The 13,958-nt window shown below is 50.2% G+C and carries 10 protein-coding genes; 1 reads left to right on the top strand and 9 read right to left on the bottom strand.

From position 1 onward, the window contains the following. On the top strand, positions 1 to 210 hold a 210-nt coding region (locus tag PAEAM_RS31995), incomplete at its 5' end, for a hypothetical protein (RefSeq protein ID WP_207765603.1). A 332-nt stretch (positions 211 to 542) separates the two neighbouring features. Here PAEAM_RS31995 and hrpB read toward each other — a convergent pair. The 9 genes from hrpB to essC form a co-directional block, all read right to left on the bottom strand. Then, positions 543 to 3,062: an ATP-dependent helicase HrpB gene (hrpB, locus tag PAEAM_RS26055; RefSeq protein ID WP_100529435.1), complete on the bottom strand. Its 2,520-nt coding sequence runs from the start codon at positions 3,060 to 3,062 to the stop codon at positions 543 to 545. A 153-nt stretch (positions 3,063 to 3,215) separates the two neighbouring features. Beyond that, the gene (locus PAEAM_RS26050) at positions 3,216 to 4,022 is read right to left on the bottom strand and encodes an SDR family oxidoreductase (protein WP_017689067.1); all 807 of its coding nucleotides are present in this window, start codon (positions 4,020 to 4,022) and stop codon (positions 3,216 to 3,218) included. 191 nt (positions 4,023 to 4,213) lie between these two features. Then, positions 4,214 to 5,056, bottom strand: a complete 843-nt coding sequence (locus PAEAM_RS26045; protein ID WP_036609194.1) for a protein phosphatase 2C domain-containing protein — start codon at positions 5,054 to 5,056, stop codon at positions 4,214 to 4,216. A gap of 10 nt (positions 5,057 to 5,066) precedes the next feature. Further along, a complete protein-coding gene (locus tag PAEAM_RS26040) occupies positions 5,067 to 5,819 on the bottom strand; it encodes a vWA domain-containing protein (RefSeq protein WP_017689069.1) in 753 nt (250 codons plus the stop codon). A gap of 33 nt (positions 5,820 to 5,852) precedes the next feature. Next, positions 5,853 to 7,928: a protein kinase family protein gene (locus tag PAEAM_RS26035; RefSeq protein ID WP_100529434.1), complete on the bottom strand. Its 2,076-nt coding sequence runs from the start codon at positions 7,926 to 7,928 to the stop codon at positions 5,853 to 5,855. Positions 7,929 to 8,086: 158 nt separating this feature from the next. Beyond that, on the bottom strand, positions 8,087 to 8,362 hold the full coding sequence (locus PAEAM_RS26030; protein WP_017689071.1) for a WXG100 family type VII secretion target: 276 nt from the start codon (positions 8,360 to 8,362) through the stop codon (positions 8,087 to 8,089). Between the two features lie 186 nt (positions 8,363 to 8,548). Then, the gene (locus tag PAEAM_RS26025) at positions 8,549 to 9,097 is read right to left on the bottom strand and encodes a WXG100 family type VII secretion target (protein WP_017689072.1); all 549 of its coding nucleotides are present in this window, start codon (positions 9,095 to 9,097) and stop codon (positions 8,549 to 8,551) included. Positions 9,098 to 9,103: 6 nt separating this feature from the next. Next, complete coding sequence (locus PAEAM_RS26020; RefSeq protein WP_047842537.1) at positions 9,104 to 9,934, bottom strand: hypothetical protein; 831 nt, start codon at positions 9,932 to 9,934, stop codon at positions 9,104 to 9,106. 16 nt (positions 9,935 to 9,950) lie between these two features. Then, positions 9,951 to 13,955 (bottom strand): type VII secretion protein EssC, encoded by a 4,005-nt coding sequence (essC, locus tag PAEAM_RS26015; RefSeq protein WP_100529433.1) that lies wholly within the window; start codon positions 13,953 to 13,955, stop codon positions 9,951 to 9,953. Positions 13,956 to 13,958 lie beyond the last annotated feature (3 nt).

The raw sequence follows: 13,958 nt of genomic DNA, 5'->3' as shown, positions 1-13,958 counted from the left end.
CTTCATAGGGATAGCTCTCCTTTGCTGTGTAGCTCTGAAATGGTGGTCTTCTTACTGTCCATTTTAACCTACGATGTGCAGCAATATGGAGGGCTATTTTTTGCGGTTACGTTCATCATAGCTAGCGCTCTGCTCTATGTTCTGCTCCATGTTCAGCCCCATTTTCTGCTCCAGGCACGTTCCAGTTACGCTTTGGCTTCGGCAGGTTGAAGATACGCTCTGGGGTGTGCCTTCAACCTCTAAAGAAGCAGATTTGCCGAATTCTCCTTCCATGCCGGAAGTTTTTAGCAGACGTGCCGGGGCACGTCAAGGGAAAGTGACGCAGCATGGGACGAAAAGGCAAAGTGACGTAACATGGAGCGAAAAGATAGTAGAAGATGCACGTTAGCGAGTTTGGAGACACGTCCTGGTTAAAGGGTGATTCTTTAAGACAGAGAATGATTCGATCAGCTACAAAACTGACTGTTGTTCAGCAGAGTCTAACCCTGATACGCGCCCTTTGGGAACCAAATCGTTGATATTTGAAAAACGAAATAATTCATCTATTTGCCCCGTGGTTTGGCTCGATTTGTGGCGACCGCTTCAAGTGGATTATCCGGCCAGTAGTGCTTCGGATAACGACCTTTCAGATCTTTTTTGACGTCAAAGTACGTCTCTCGCCAGAAATTGGCCAAGTCTCGTGTAACCTGTACAGGTCGCTGAGCTGGCGATAACAAGTGGATGGTCAACGGGACTCGCCCACCCGCTATACGCGGTGTCTCCTGTTGTCCAAACATCTCCTGTAATCTTACTGCCAGCGCCGGGTCCTCTGGACGACTGTAGTCCACAGGAATACGTGAGCCACTGGGCACCTGTATATGCGTCGGCGCTTCATCGTCCAGTTGTTGTCGTTGCGCCCAGCTCAATCCACCCAGTAATACATCCTGCATTGACAATCTCTTCAGGTCGGCTGCCGATCGCATGCCTGTCAGATAAGGGGTAAGATGTTCTGCCAACTCTTCGGTCAGATCATCTTCGATCAGGTCAGGCCACTCAGGTAAATGGAGATGCAGGAACCGTAGCCTGTCCGCAAGTTGTCTGGACGTTTTTGTCCAGGGCAGACAATCCAGCCCTTCCATCCGTATCCCGGATAATAGTGCTTCCAGCACCTGATCTTCAGGCGGCTGTGCAATACTGCTCTCTTTAATCACAAGGGCTCCAATACGAAGTCTCTTATGTGCGCGCACGCTGCGAGTGTTGGAATCCCAGGCCACTTGCACTTCATCGTGCAGCAAGTGCTGACCTGCCTGCAACAATGTCTGCTCCTGCAACGGCGCAGCCAGCAGGATGCGCGCATCTGCGCCCTGGTCGTCTGCCTCGGCTGCGACCAGATACGCTGCACGGCTCAGCGATTCTGTCGCTGCGAGCCGTACGCCCCGGCCGCTGCTCAGCAGATAGCGGCCGTCCTCCCGGCGTTGCCCGATCCGGTCCGGATAGGCGAAGGACAGCAGCAATCCGCAGCTGTCCTCATCCGGCCTTACCGGATCGGCCGCCGGGCCGAGCGCCGAGCGCAGCTGGCGGCTCTCCTGGAGCATGCGCCGCACGGCCGCGCCGTCTGCGACAGCCGCTGCCGCTTGCGGCATGCCGCTGCTGTCCGCGGTCAGCAGCGCCTCTACGCGCGGGCGGAGGTCCGTGCCCGCGCCTGCACTGCCACTGCTGCGGAGGCCGGCAGGCTCCTGCAGCAGTGCCGCCAGCATGCTGGCGTAGCTGGCCAGCCCAAGCTCCGCTGCGCGGAGCAACATGCTGGCCAGTCGCGGATGCACGCCAAGCGTGTTCATCCGCCGCCCGAAGGGCGTGATGCGGCCTGCGTCGTCCAGGCCGCCCAGCTGGCGCAGCAGCGCCTGTGCCTGGCCGTAGGCGGCGTCAGGCGGGGTGTCCAGCCATCTTAGCTCTGCTGGGGACTGGACACCCCAGACGGCAAGCTCCAGCGCCAGCGGCGCAAGATCCGCGGAGGTGATCTCCGGGCGAGCTGCCTCAGGCAGTCCCCCATGAACCTCTTCGCTCCATAGCCGGTAACACACCCCCGGGGCAATTCGCCCTGCACGACCCCGCCGTTGATCGGCTGACGCCTTGGACACCGGCAGGGTGACAAGTCGGCTCATGCCTGTCCGCGGCGAGAATGCCGATGCACGACTTAGCCCTGCATCCACCACAATCTTAACTCCAGCAAGTGTGAGACTGGATTCCGCAATGGAAGTGGACAGCACAACTTTGCGCGACCCCTCAGCCGCCGGCCGTATGGCCTCATCCTGTTGTTCCACCGGCATACTGCCATACAGGGAATGAACTTTCACATGTCCAGGAAGAGAACCGTTTAATAACTCCCGCTCTGTACGGTGTATCTCTCTAGCCCCTGGAAGGAAAACAAGCACGTCTCCCTCCTGTTCGGCTAATGCCCTGGCCACCGTCTGAGCCGTGAATTGTTCCAACTGCGTAGCTGCCGGTCTCGGTACATATCGAGTTTCCACCGGAAACGTGCGTCCGGGACAGTGAATTGATCTTGTACCTTCGCCAAGCAATGCACAGACGGGAACAGGATCTAGGGTAGCCGACATCACCAGCAATTTTAGATCTGGACGTAACATCGCTCGCGATTCTAATGCCAGGGCCAAGCCCAATTCCCCGTGTAGATGCCGCTCATGGAATTCATCAAATATAATCATCGCCGTATCCTCAAGACCCTGGTCCTGCTGCAACATCCGGGTCAATACCCCTTCCGTCACAACTTCAATACGCGTCGCCTGACTCACCCTGGTATCCATGCGTACACGATATCCTACGGTCTGACCCGCTTTTTCTCCAAGCGTAGCCGCCAGTCTCGATGCAGCCGAACGCGCAGCCAGCCTTCGGGGTTCCAGCATAATGATTTTCCGTCCCGCAACCCACGGCTCCTCCAGCAAAGCCAGCGGAACAACAGTCGTTTTTCCCGCTCCTGGCTCTGCAATTAACACACCTGTATCTTGATCCCGAAATAACTGTCTTAACTCCGGAATAACCTCTTGTATCGGTAACTCTATATGCATATAATCGCTCCTAATGAATGTACCCTACTGCTCTTCAGTATCTCTATTCGAATGTTAGCATTATAACAAAAAAAGCCGTTCCAGAGGAACGACTATCGCAGACACACCCTAAGACACGCCTTAGCAAAAATGAAATTTATCCAGGATACTCACTTAGCTGAGCAATGATTCGGCACCATCAATAACGATCTCTGCTCCGGTAATATGTCTGGATTCGGACGATGCGAGGAAACTTACCAGATCGGCAACATGTTCCGGCTGACCCGGCCCGTCCGCCAGCGGCTGCTGTCCTTCCGGGAACTCCATCGGAATGATGATCTGCTGTAGATCATCCGTTTTGACCGTACTTTGATCGATATTTGTTGCAATCGCTCCTGGACAGATCACGTTCACACGTATCTTGAACTTCGCCAGCTCAAGCGCAGCCATCTTGGCAAAAGCAACCTGTCCTGCCTTGGACGTGCTGTATGCCGACATGCCAAAGCTTGAGAAGCGTTGATTGCCATTAATCGAACTCGTGATGATAATACTGCCGCCACCCCGTTTTTTCACGTGAGGCAATGCATATTTAATCGTGAAAAACGTACCATTCAGGTTGGTTGTAATAATCTGTTGCCAATCTTCAACCTGAATTTCCTCAATCGGTGCCGATACACCGTTAATGCCCGCATTGGCAAAAACAATATCCAAACCGCCGAATAACTCAACGGTTTCCAGTACAGCCTTTTCCACACGTGCCGGGTCGGAAATGTCTACATCAAATGCTCTTGCCGCACCGGGGTGCAGCGCATTAATCTCTGCTTCCGTTTCCGAGATCCGATCATTCACCAGATCAAACAATGCAACATGTGCACCCTCTTTAGCCAGCTTGACCGCAGTGGCTTTCCCAATCCCGGAGCCTGCTCCGGTAATAATCGCAACCTTGCCTTGGAACCGTGACTTGCCGTTATGCTGTGTCATTATCCATCCCACTCCTTCATTTTAGCAATTATGTAAGAATGTACGTTCAAGCTCATCGTGAAAGCCAATTCTTCACAAGATTACCCAAAAAGAGTGTCTTTTAAATCAACACCAACAAGTTTTTTCACAGTTTTGATCTACACCAATGTCACAGCAACATCAGGATCGGTCCACAACTTTATGACTGGCACTCACCATTCTAGCTCAATGAAAGCGGCATCATCTTCAAGACCGCCGGTATGTGTCGCATCCAGCAATACCTGAATGTGTTCATCCGGGACATAGGCTTGAATGGCATCCAGGTCGTTCAGTCCATCCGTATATAACTGAAGACGCAGTGAATCTCCTGCGGACCCTTTCATCTCGCAGATGTGCGGCTTACCACCAACAGGTCCTTCAAGGGTAGACCAACGCTCATTTGTCTTGCAGTGAGTCTGAAATAATTCAGACTGTTCCTGACCATTACGCCACAGGCGAATACGGGAATCTCCTTGCCACGCAAGCCACACCCGACTTTTGCGGCCGCCTCCCGTGAGCTCAATCCGCCCACAGACATACATGGCCTGACTGCCCCGACTTCGCTTTTCCATCAACACTTCACGCAGCAACAAAGGGGAACTTTCCAGTGGCTGTAATTTCTCCAATTGCTCCGATGCGGGAAGGGTAAGATCATGGAGAAGACGCTCAACACCCTCTACCGTTGTGTGTTGCGTCGTTTCCAACCAATCCAGCAAAGCATTCCCTAGAAAACGCGCTGCAAAATCGCCCAGGTAACTCATGCCTACGCCATCACACAAAACAAAATTACAGATATTCCCTTTCATACGTACCGCAGCAAAATCCTGTCCGGTATCTCCCTGATGTACCGTCTCAGCCGCTCTGCCATAACCATATCTGCACTTGAATGTGCCTTGATAGCGAGTTAGCGGCTGTTCCCCGGTCTGTACACTCACATAGCGAAAGTTGCCATGCCGTTGCTCGGCATGGCCCCCCTTATCTCCAGCAGACAATGTTGCCAAACGCATCGCTCTCATGATTCCCCTCCTATCTCACAGGCGTAGCAGCGGACATCTGGAACCCGATTGATACCAATTCTGCACATGTACCTGGCAGCATCATGAGTGCACCGGGTGCAAGCAAATAATCAGCTTCAACAAGCATTTCCCGATAACTTTCGGGTAGGACGGATGACATATTCCGCAGCTTCTCTCCATGCTCATCCTGTAGATTCGTTTCCGAAGAGATTCCCTTCCATCTTCTAGGTTCAGCAATTGGTCCTTCAAGCAAATGATCCGATATAAAAATATTCTCCACCAGTACATTGCCGTCAGGTACACTCATACCCATAATTCTTTTTGCAATAGGTTCGGGATCTTCACCTGTGGCTACCCCATCGGTCATGTGGCATACAAGTGGCGCAGGACAATCCTGCATATTTGGAATTTCGGCCTGTAGAATCTTTTCCGCCTGCAGGAAAGCCTTCGCAGAATCTGAAAACCTTCTCGGAGTCAGGTCAGGCAAAGAACCAACGGCAGCGATCTCATCAATTCCTTTGATTCCGTTCAACAAGTCATATACATCATCGCTGTAAGCCAATATGGCTATACGATAGCGAGGTGTCAGACGATTTCCCTTGGTAGACCGAAATACCATTTGGCGGATCGCGAGAGATAAGGCATCATAGACGACGTCAATCCGTCGACGATTTTCCAGAACCATGTTCATGGAGGCGCTAATATCAATTAAATATATAATAAGTGCAGGTGTACGCTGTGATGCTTGAATCGTGTAGTTCATCTAGGGTGAGTCACCTCCATCATTCACATTAATTTATAAGTTGGGCAACTTGTAACTGTTGTTGCTCAGGAATTTGTTAATGGCACTCATTCGAGCGGCTACTTTGCCAACACCTTTGAAATAGGAAGCATCGGTATTGTAAAGATTTTTGAAATCACGAGCATACGATTCCGCATTTTCAATTTTTCTGCCTTTTTGTGCGTTATACGTTTTATTGTAATGAGCAATCAGCGTGACCACATTCTGGGCGCGTTTTTTCTTGAGCGCGGCTTTCTGAGCGATCTGCTGCTGACGTTTAACTTCAGCTGCCGCTTTACGCTCGGCTTCCTGTTTTGCAAGCTTCGCATCATTCTCTTTTTTCCAGACCAGATAAGCTTCATATTTTGCCTGTTTATCGTATTTTTCCTGCTCCGCTCTCTTAGCCGCTTCTTTCTTCTGCTGTTCCTGCTTCACCAGAAAGGCCTCATATTTCGCCTGTTTGTCGTACTTGGCCTGTAACGCCTTACGTTCTTCTTCTTTTTTCTTTGCTTCAGCTTCCTTCTGTTTGGCTTCAGCAAGCTTTTTCTTTTCCTCTGCGTCCAGTTTTGCAGCATCTGCGGCCTTTTGCTTCTCTTGCTCTTCCTGCTGTTTGAGCGCAGCTGCCTTTGCTGCTTCAGCCTCTTCCGCAGCTTTGATATCTGCCAGTCGTGTGGCTTCCTGCTGTTCTTTCTGTTTCACCTCTGCCTGATCGGCGAGTATTTTGACGGTTGGCACGCCACCTGCCAGCAATACAATAAGCACAGCGGAGGAAATCATGAACTTTTTGGATCTGTAGAATGGCACAGGTACAGGTTTGTCTGTGTCTTCTTTTGGATTAAGCTTTGCATCCAGTTCCTTAATTGCAGCCTCTACTTCCATCTGCATCGCGCTGTTATGAGGAATAAAATGATAAAGCGAGCGGTACACTTCCAGTGCTGCAGCCGGTTTATCTTCATCCTCCAGGGCTCTTGCTTGCAGGAACAGACGGTTCACAACCGCTTCCTGATCGGGAGAGTGCGGCGTTTGAGGACGGTTCCCGTCTTGCGTATTCACCGGTTCACTTACTGGTTCTGAGCTCTTTTTCAGATTCACATCAGCTTCGGACGAATTGGCAGCTTCTTCTTCCGCTGTCACAGCAGCCGCTGCATTGGCCTGATCCACGTCTACCGCAGCCAATGCAACATACCACTCACCAAACGTCGGACAACTGCTCAGATCGTGACTTTCCCAAGCTCGAATAAACAGATCGGACAGTTTGGAACCCCAACGCTTCTCAAGGGACTCCCGCATCGCATAATACCGTTCACTCACCGTTTGCATTTCATGCTGATCAAAATAACTTTCGCCCCACGCTTTCTCTACAATCACAGGGTCGGACCAACTTAACATTTCAGCAATGATAACCGCTCCGGCAAATCGGTCAGCATATGAACTCCACAAACCGCTGTGCACTGTTCGATGAGCTGCATAACCGGGTGAACCGGCAAGCAGGGCATCCGGACGATCCATCTTTGAACCGTACATCTGCTCGACATCCACAAGTTCTACCGCAGACATCTTCCCCAGGTTCTCCACTTCGGAAAAAAACGGAATCATTACATTGGGAGCGGACATATCGCAATGAGCCAGTCCACGTTGTTCCATAGCCGAACCTGTTCCAGCAAGCGCTCTAGCCAGCTTCAGGCTCTCCTCAGCCGTCAACTGTCTCTGATCACTGATCACATCGAACCAGGTCTGACCTTGCACCCATGGCATCAACACCGCATATAACAGATCGGGATGTTTTCCAATGAGCGCTCCGTTTCTTTCCGGAGTGAGCACATCACGCTTGCATACCTGCAAACCTGGCAGTTCACTATAAGACTCCATATGCTCAGACTGATATACCATAGCCGGAATACGGAATTTAGGAAAAAATACTTTTAGTGCTTTAGCCCCATGAATGGAACCATTTCGGGGTAACAACTGATAAACAATCCCCTGCCTTCCGGCTTGGGCATAAGCCAGACCCGGCGCAGCCGGATGTTGCCCAATCGTATAGGCAATGTCGTTAATCACCACTTCATCCCCGGGATTTGGTTGAAAAGACATGCTTATCCCTCTCTCTGTCCTAGTGTCATAGTTGCAACAAAAACCGGGTGTTGTGAAAACGCCCGGTTTTTGCTGTAGTTGTACATCTTCAGCTTGCTATCCACCTATAATTCAGGACGAATTCAGACTTCACATCGGCCTGATCTATGTAAAGCAGATTAACGAGCTTGGTCAGCTGTACGGAATTTGTTAGCAATAGCTGTAAGTTCAGCGCTGATGCTGTTCAGCGTTTGAACGAATGATTGCATTTGTTTGCTAGCTTCTTGGAACTCTTGGAAGAAGCGTTGCTTTGTCATACCTTCCCATTGTCCTTCCATGCTTGTGATGGATTGAGTCAATGTAGATACGATTTGCTGACTTTGCTCACCGCTTTGTTTAAATTGGTTGGAAACCTGATCAAGCTGCTCTGGGGTAACTAAAATACGTCCTGCCATTTGTAAATTCCTCCTTGGTTTGTGCAATTAAATTTTTACTTGTTCAAATTGTACTATACCAGGATCGATCGGACAAAAGCCGAAGGACCTAATCCTATTTACCCCATTTTCAGCACTTGAAACTTCTCCTAACAGCCTATTTACAAAAAAATATTCACTTTCTGCTGTTACTTTTATTCACCCTGTTCAGGAAACAACAGGCTCGGTCCCTCTTCTTCCCCGAAAGGAAGGATCTGTGAATCTCCATGCTACAGGCTCAGGCTGCATAGCCTGCACCAGTGTAGCCGGGGAGCCATCAGGCGGAGCGGCATCCTGTACACGATATACGGCCGCCATTGCGGAAAGGGGATCGGATACTACAGCTACAGTTGCAGAATGTGCAGGCATGATTTCTCCTGTACGATTGTTCTGAAGAACATTCAGCATATTGACCGCATTACCATAGGCTGTGTTCACATGACTCAGCACGGAACGATACTCCATGTCTGCCTGCTGGAATAACAACGCTTTGCGTCCCAGCTGTACGCTTAAGTCCATTAATCGACGCAGCGCATCCTCGCCCAGTCGTTTACTGTGATTCCATTCATTCATCACCGCTGCGCGGGATTCAACCTCCCACTCCAGCGAATGAATCGCCTGATCCAACACTGTCATCTTTTGCTGTATTTGCTCCGCTGCATACTGAATCTGCTTGCTCAGTGCCCGAAGCACATCCGGTTCCACACGAATGCGCATTTACCATCACCTTTCCTCTTCCCCTGCAGGCTGTTTAAGCCAGTCCAGCAGCATCTCGTGAAACTGTTCTCTAGTCGTTAGTGCTGCAACAAGCCAATCATCTGAAGCCGCAGTGCTCATCCGGAACAACCAGTTGGATACCGCACTTGCAGCAAATGCTGCCGACTGCGACTTCCACCCGTCTTCATTCCATACAAGCAACCTAAGCTCCCCGTCTGACTCCTTACCCACCAGACAGCGTGCCAGTGCAAGTGAGCCCTCAGGATCACTTGTCTCCTGTTCGAGTTCCGCTGCTACGGTCTGTACTCCGCTGTTTTCGAGCTCATTCATGACATCATAAAATTTTTTCTTGGAGCACATTAGGGCCGGTTTCTCCGCAGGAGAATGGCCGCTCCATTTCATCCGCTCTATCAGAACATCAATGGCTTCACGAACACTTCCCAGATCGCTGAGCCGGAACGAGTCCGGTACGTCGTCCACACGGGAAACTTCAACGACCCGCTCATCCGTGCAATGTATATAACTCTCATACGACTTGCCGTTGATCGTGTAGCGAATCCAACAAGCTCTGTCGGACAATCCGGCAATGGCTACCCTGGAGAAAACGGTCGGTGTCATGATCAGCTCATCGGTATCCTGATCCCGAATCAGATATCCTTTGTCAAGCAAGGAGGTTTTGACACGCTCCCACTCCATCGCGATATCCTCCGCCATATAGCCGCGAAACGGATCTTCCACACCAAGCAGTCGGTCTGAACCGAGAATACCAGCCAGGAAAAAAAGTTCCTTTGTTTGCAACGTGACTACCTTTTGCTTAGAATCATGAACCGTCAACATTATGAGCCACCTCCCCTCAAACTACAACATGCCATCGGTCACGAATTTCAGAAATCCAATCGGTCATTTTCCAGCTGTCATCACATGGAACTGCACCTTTAACCCTGGAATATTTACGTTTTACATAATAACCTTGACCCGGAGGCAGTACCTTCAGCCCACCTGAACTACCTCCGGATTCGGAATAAGGTATACGGAAGAACGAGAGATCGTTAGGGTCTAAAGTCCCGAACAGCATTCCACTCTGGGAAGCCTTCACATCCGTTACCCAGTCAGAACCAAAAGTTGGGAAGTCTGCCGGAACTCCGGATAGAATCACGTGTACACCGCGATCCCTTCCTTGACGAACAATCGCTCCCAATTGATCTTTCACATTAAAATCGTTTAACTGCTTGGACAAGGTGTCCGCATCGTCGATGACGAGCACAAGTTCCGGTCCACCGGAAATCTCGCCTCTTTTCAGAACTTCATCGTACAACTGTTGAATGACAGGCGCAAGCTGTTCTTCTCGCGATACATGTCCACGGACATGGGGCAAACTGCTGATTTCCCCCAGCCCACCTGAGCCATAACGCATATCTACTGTGTATATTTGCACATCTTCCGGAGAAGCATGATAAGCCAGTGATAACATCCATGTCAATAAAAATGTCGTTTTGCCGCCTTCCATCGGACTCGTTACCATGAAATGCGGACCTTCACGCAGATTAAGCTCGAATGGTTCCAGATCATCCGTAAGCAATCCCACAGGGACAGTTACAGACGATGTATCCCAAGCCTGACCATATGATCCTGTCCGAATGAGCAGATCTTTCAGTTTGATCTCTTCCGGAAGTGGAGCAATCTGCGGCGCTTCTTCCCCTGTCCAGCCTTGGCGAATCTCAGCAATCGTACGGCGCAGTGCCGATGAACGCTTGCCCTCATCTGCCCCTGAAGAGGGTAATGCCGCCTGGAACATTAACGGAGGCACTTGCCCTTTGACCAGACCTCTTCCTGGCGGAAGTTGGCTTGGGGCCTTGGAAGGTCTTCCCACGGCATAATAATAATCGCTTGGATCGGATAACTCAAATGAAACCGCATTGGGAATATTGCTTCTGAATTTTTCAAATACATCTGTTACCCGATTGGCTGTGAGCACAAAGGTGATACCCAGACTTCCGCCTTCACGCAGGATCGTCTCCAGAAGTTCATTCTCTTCCGGATAGGCATTGCGGAATGAAAGATAACCATCGATAACGACCACAACCTGCGGGACAGCCGCGTGAGCTGTCCGGCGGTACGCCGAAATCGTTTTAACCCCCGCCTCCGAGATGATATCTTTGCGTTGTGCTGACAGCTTGAGAATATAGCGGAATAACCGCTTGATCCGGTCTTCCTCTTCAGCCATCATCACACCACCGATCTGAGGTAGTGCTGCAAAGTCTTTCATCATACGGCCCATGTCGATAATGTAACCATGCCAAGGCTCAGTTCTATGGGAACGGGCCAAAGACATAAGCAAGGTCTGAACAAATGTTGTTTTGCCCAGTCCTGGCATACCGTACACGACCAGATGGCCTTGATCCACAGGCAATGCGAGCGGTTGTTGGCGCTGATTAGGGAGATCATCCAGCAAACCAACCAGTGGTTTCAGACCACTCGCTCCGCCATCAAGCAGCAGATCCCGATTCTCTTCTTCCTGCCATTCCTGAAGACCTTCCCATTCCAGTGTCTCTGGTAAAGGTGGCAACCATGGTCCTGGCAAACGACGGATACCCGCATCCGCTGCAGACTGCGCAACATAATCAATAAATACCTGAAGCTGTTTCGGAACATCTTCACCTTTGAGAACGGCTCTGCGCTCTCCAGTTAACAGAGGCTCCCGCTTACCGTTCAGGCGCACTTCCATAACAGGCAATACCGTTGTTGAATCCTCCTGCTGGTTATACGGTGCACCACTCCAAGCGAATTGCATTTCTTCAAACACTTCATCACTACCAACCTGGAAATATCCACGACCAGGCTTTGTAATCCAGGCAGCATTCGGAATCTTGATCATATCCCTGCTATCTCCCTCACTCTGTACGCGAAGGCAGATCCGGAAGCGCGAATTACTCCATATTTTATCGTCCACAACACCGGCTGGCTTTTGGGTTGCCAGAATTAGATGAACCCCAAGTGTCCGGCCAATGGCCGCGATACTGATCAATTCATCCATGAACTCCGGCTGGTCCCGCTTCAATTGAGCAAACTCGTCAATGATAATAACCAGATGTGGAAGTGGCTGTTCATGTCTGGAACGCAGAATCTTGTAATATTCATCAATATGCTGGAGGTTTCCCGCATCATTTAATATTTTTTGCCTTCTGACCAGTTCGGCACGAAGTGAAATATTCGCCCGCTCGATCAAATTCCCATCCAGATTGGTGATTGTCCCTACCACATGAGGCAGATCAACAAATGTATTGGACATCCCGCCACCTTTATAGTCAATCAGCATGAAGGCCAGATCATGTGGATGGAATTCTGCAGCGAGTGAAGCTACGATGGACTGGATAACTTCACTTTTACCTGAACCAGTTGTACCTGCAATCAGACCATGGGGACCATGACCCTGACGTTCAATTTTGTCATGCAGGTTTATCGCAATTTTTTTGCCACCAGCGCGTACACCCATTGGTACAGGCAGCGTATCAGGATATCTCGTCTGTCCCCACCTGGACACCACATCCAGATCTTCCACGCGTGATGTACTCAGCATATCGAATAACGGAAGCACTTGCGGGATATCTGAAGCAGATGACCGCTTCAACCGGATCGGTGACATATAACGGGAAAGCGCCTCTGCCATCTCCTTCGAGATCACATCAGGCTTGTACGTTTGTTGAATAACATCCGCATCTTCCGTTTTTTTGATATACACCCCTTTGCCTTTGGAGGCATCCATGATCAACTGACAATGCATCGGTAGAGACTCCTTGCGATTAGCCAGTATGATGGTGCATACATCAATCTCGTGAGCCGACTCCAGCAGCAGCGGAAGCAACGGTTCTTCTTCAATTAATTGCGTATCGGAGAGAATTACAACGTAGCACGGCGTTTGTACGCTTTTCTTGTAGCGGTCTTCCTTATTGTTACGACGCCGATTCAACACGGAAAACAAGCTGTCCGCCAATTGATGCGCACCGCTGTGCCTGTCGGCCATATAGCGTTGTCCTTGGTCTTCATCCCAGATATGGGGCATCCAGCGAAGCCAGTCCCATTCCTTGCTGTCCTTTTCTTCATAGAAAGCAGCAAGCTTCAGTTCATCCGGGGAATGGCGTACCGTCAGTTGTGAGATGATGACTCGCAGGGAAGCAAGCACTTCCTCCCGATCACCGACAAGTCCCATAACCTTCGATTGGAACAAAGGCAATGTAATGGAAGCATCCGGTACCGTCTGGAATTCAGCCGCAAGTTCATGGGCCGCTTCAATCAGCTCATCCTTCTCATAACCATCAATCCGCGGAACCTGAAGTTTGATTCGGAATGGAATCTCTCCCGTACCAATGCGCACCTGAAGGAAATCATCATCCTCTGGTGAACGCTCCCACAAGGAACTGTTCCGGTTCTTCACCACTTGAAGACACACACCCGGATCACCATGAATTTCGTACAGGCTCTTCACTTGCTCCGCCTGAGCTTCTTTCAGTTCTTCCCGGTGTTTGTCCAGTTGGGCAAGATACATTATTTTTCGTTCTTCCAATTTTTTGCGATATGATTTCTTGTTGCTCAGATACACGAAGAATGGAATGGTGTAAGAAGTAAGCATCATCATGACCGTCATCATCTGAAACATCATATAATTGCTGTTATTCATTTTGCCGGTCATATTGATATATACGTAGAAACCAATGCTGACCATGGTCATCATGATCGGCACAATAATGGATATCATGGAAAACGTGGGTTTGCTCGGTTCTGTTGGAGGCCTGAGTATTTCGAGTCTCTCTTCCTTGAGAACCGGTGTCATTCTTGGAGAACGCTGATATAACACATTCACGAA

The sequence above is a fragment of the Paenibacillus sp. GM1FR genome, from assembly GCF_002803315.1.
GTDB classification, from domain to species: Bacteria; Bacillota; Bacilli; order Paenibacillales; family Paenibacillaceae; genus Paenibacillus; species Paenibacillus amylolyticus.
The sequence above is the reverse complement of the archived record's forward strand: the minus strand, read 5'-3'. Positions and strand labels throughout refer to the sequence as shown.

Coding starts and splice junctions, on each gene's coding strand:
- PAEAM_RS26035 (WP_100529434.1), bottom strand. CDS start 7,928: ATGTCTTTTCAACCAAATCCCGGGGATGAAGTGGTGATTAACGACATT.
- PAEAM_RS26045 (WP_036609194.1), bottom strand. CDS start 5,056: ATGAGAGCGATGCGTTTGGCAACATTGTCTGCTGGAGATAAGGGGGGC.
- hrpB (WP_100529435.1), bottom strand. CDS start 3,062: ATGCATATAGAGTTACCGATACAAGAGGTTATTCCGGAGTTAAGACAG.
- PAEAM_RS26020 (WP_047842537.1), bottom strand. CDS start 9,934: ATGTTGACGGTTCATGATTCTAAGCAAAAGGTAGTCACGTTGCAAACA.
- PAEAM_RS26050 (WP_017689067.1), bottom strand. CDS start 4,022: ATGACACAGCATAACGGCAAGTCACGGTTCCAAGGCAAGGTTGCGATT.
- PAEAM_RS26025 (WP_017689072.1), bottom strand. CDS start 9,097: ATGCGCATTCGTGTGGAACCGGATGTGCTTCGGGCACTGAGCAAGCAG.
- PAEAM_RS26040 (WP_017689069.1), bottom strand. CDS start 5,819: ATGAACTACACGATTCAAGCATCACAGCGTACACCTGCACTTATTATA.
- PAEAM_RS26030 (WP_017689071.1), bottom strand. CDS start 8,362: ATGGCAGGACGTATTTTAGTTACCCCAGAGCAGCTTGATCAGGTTTCC.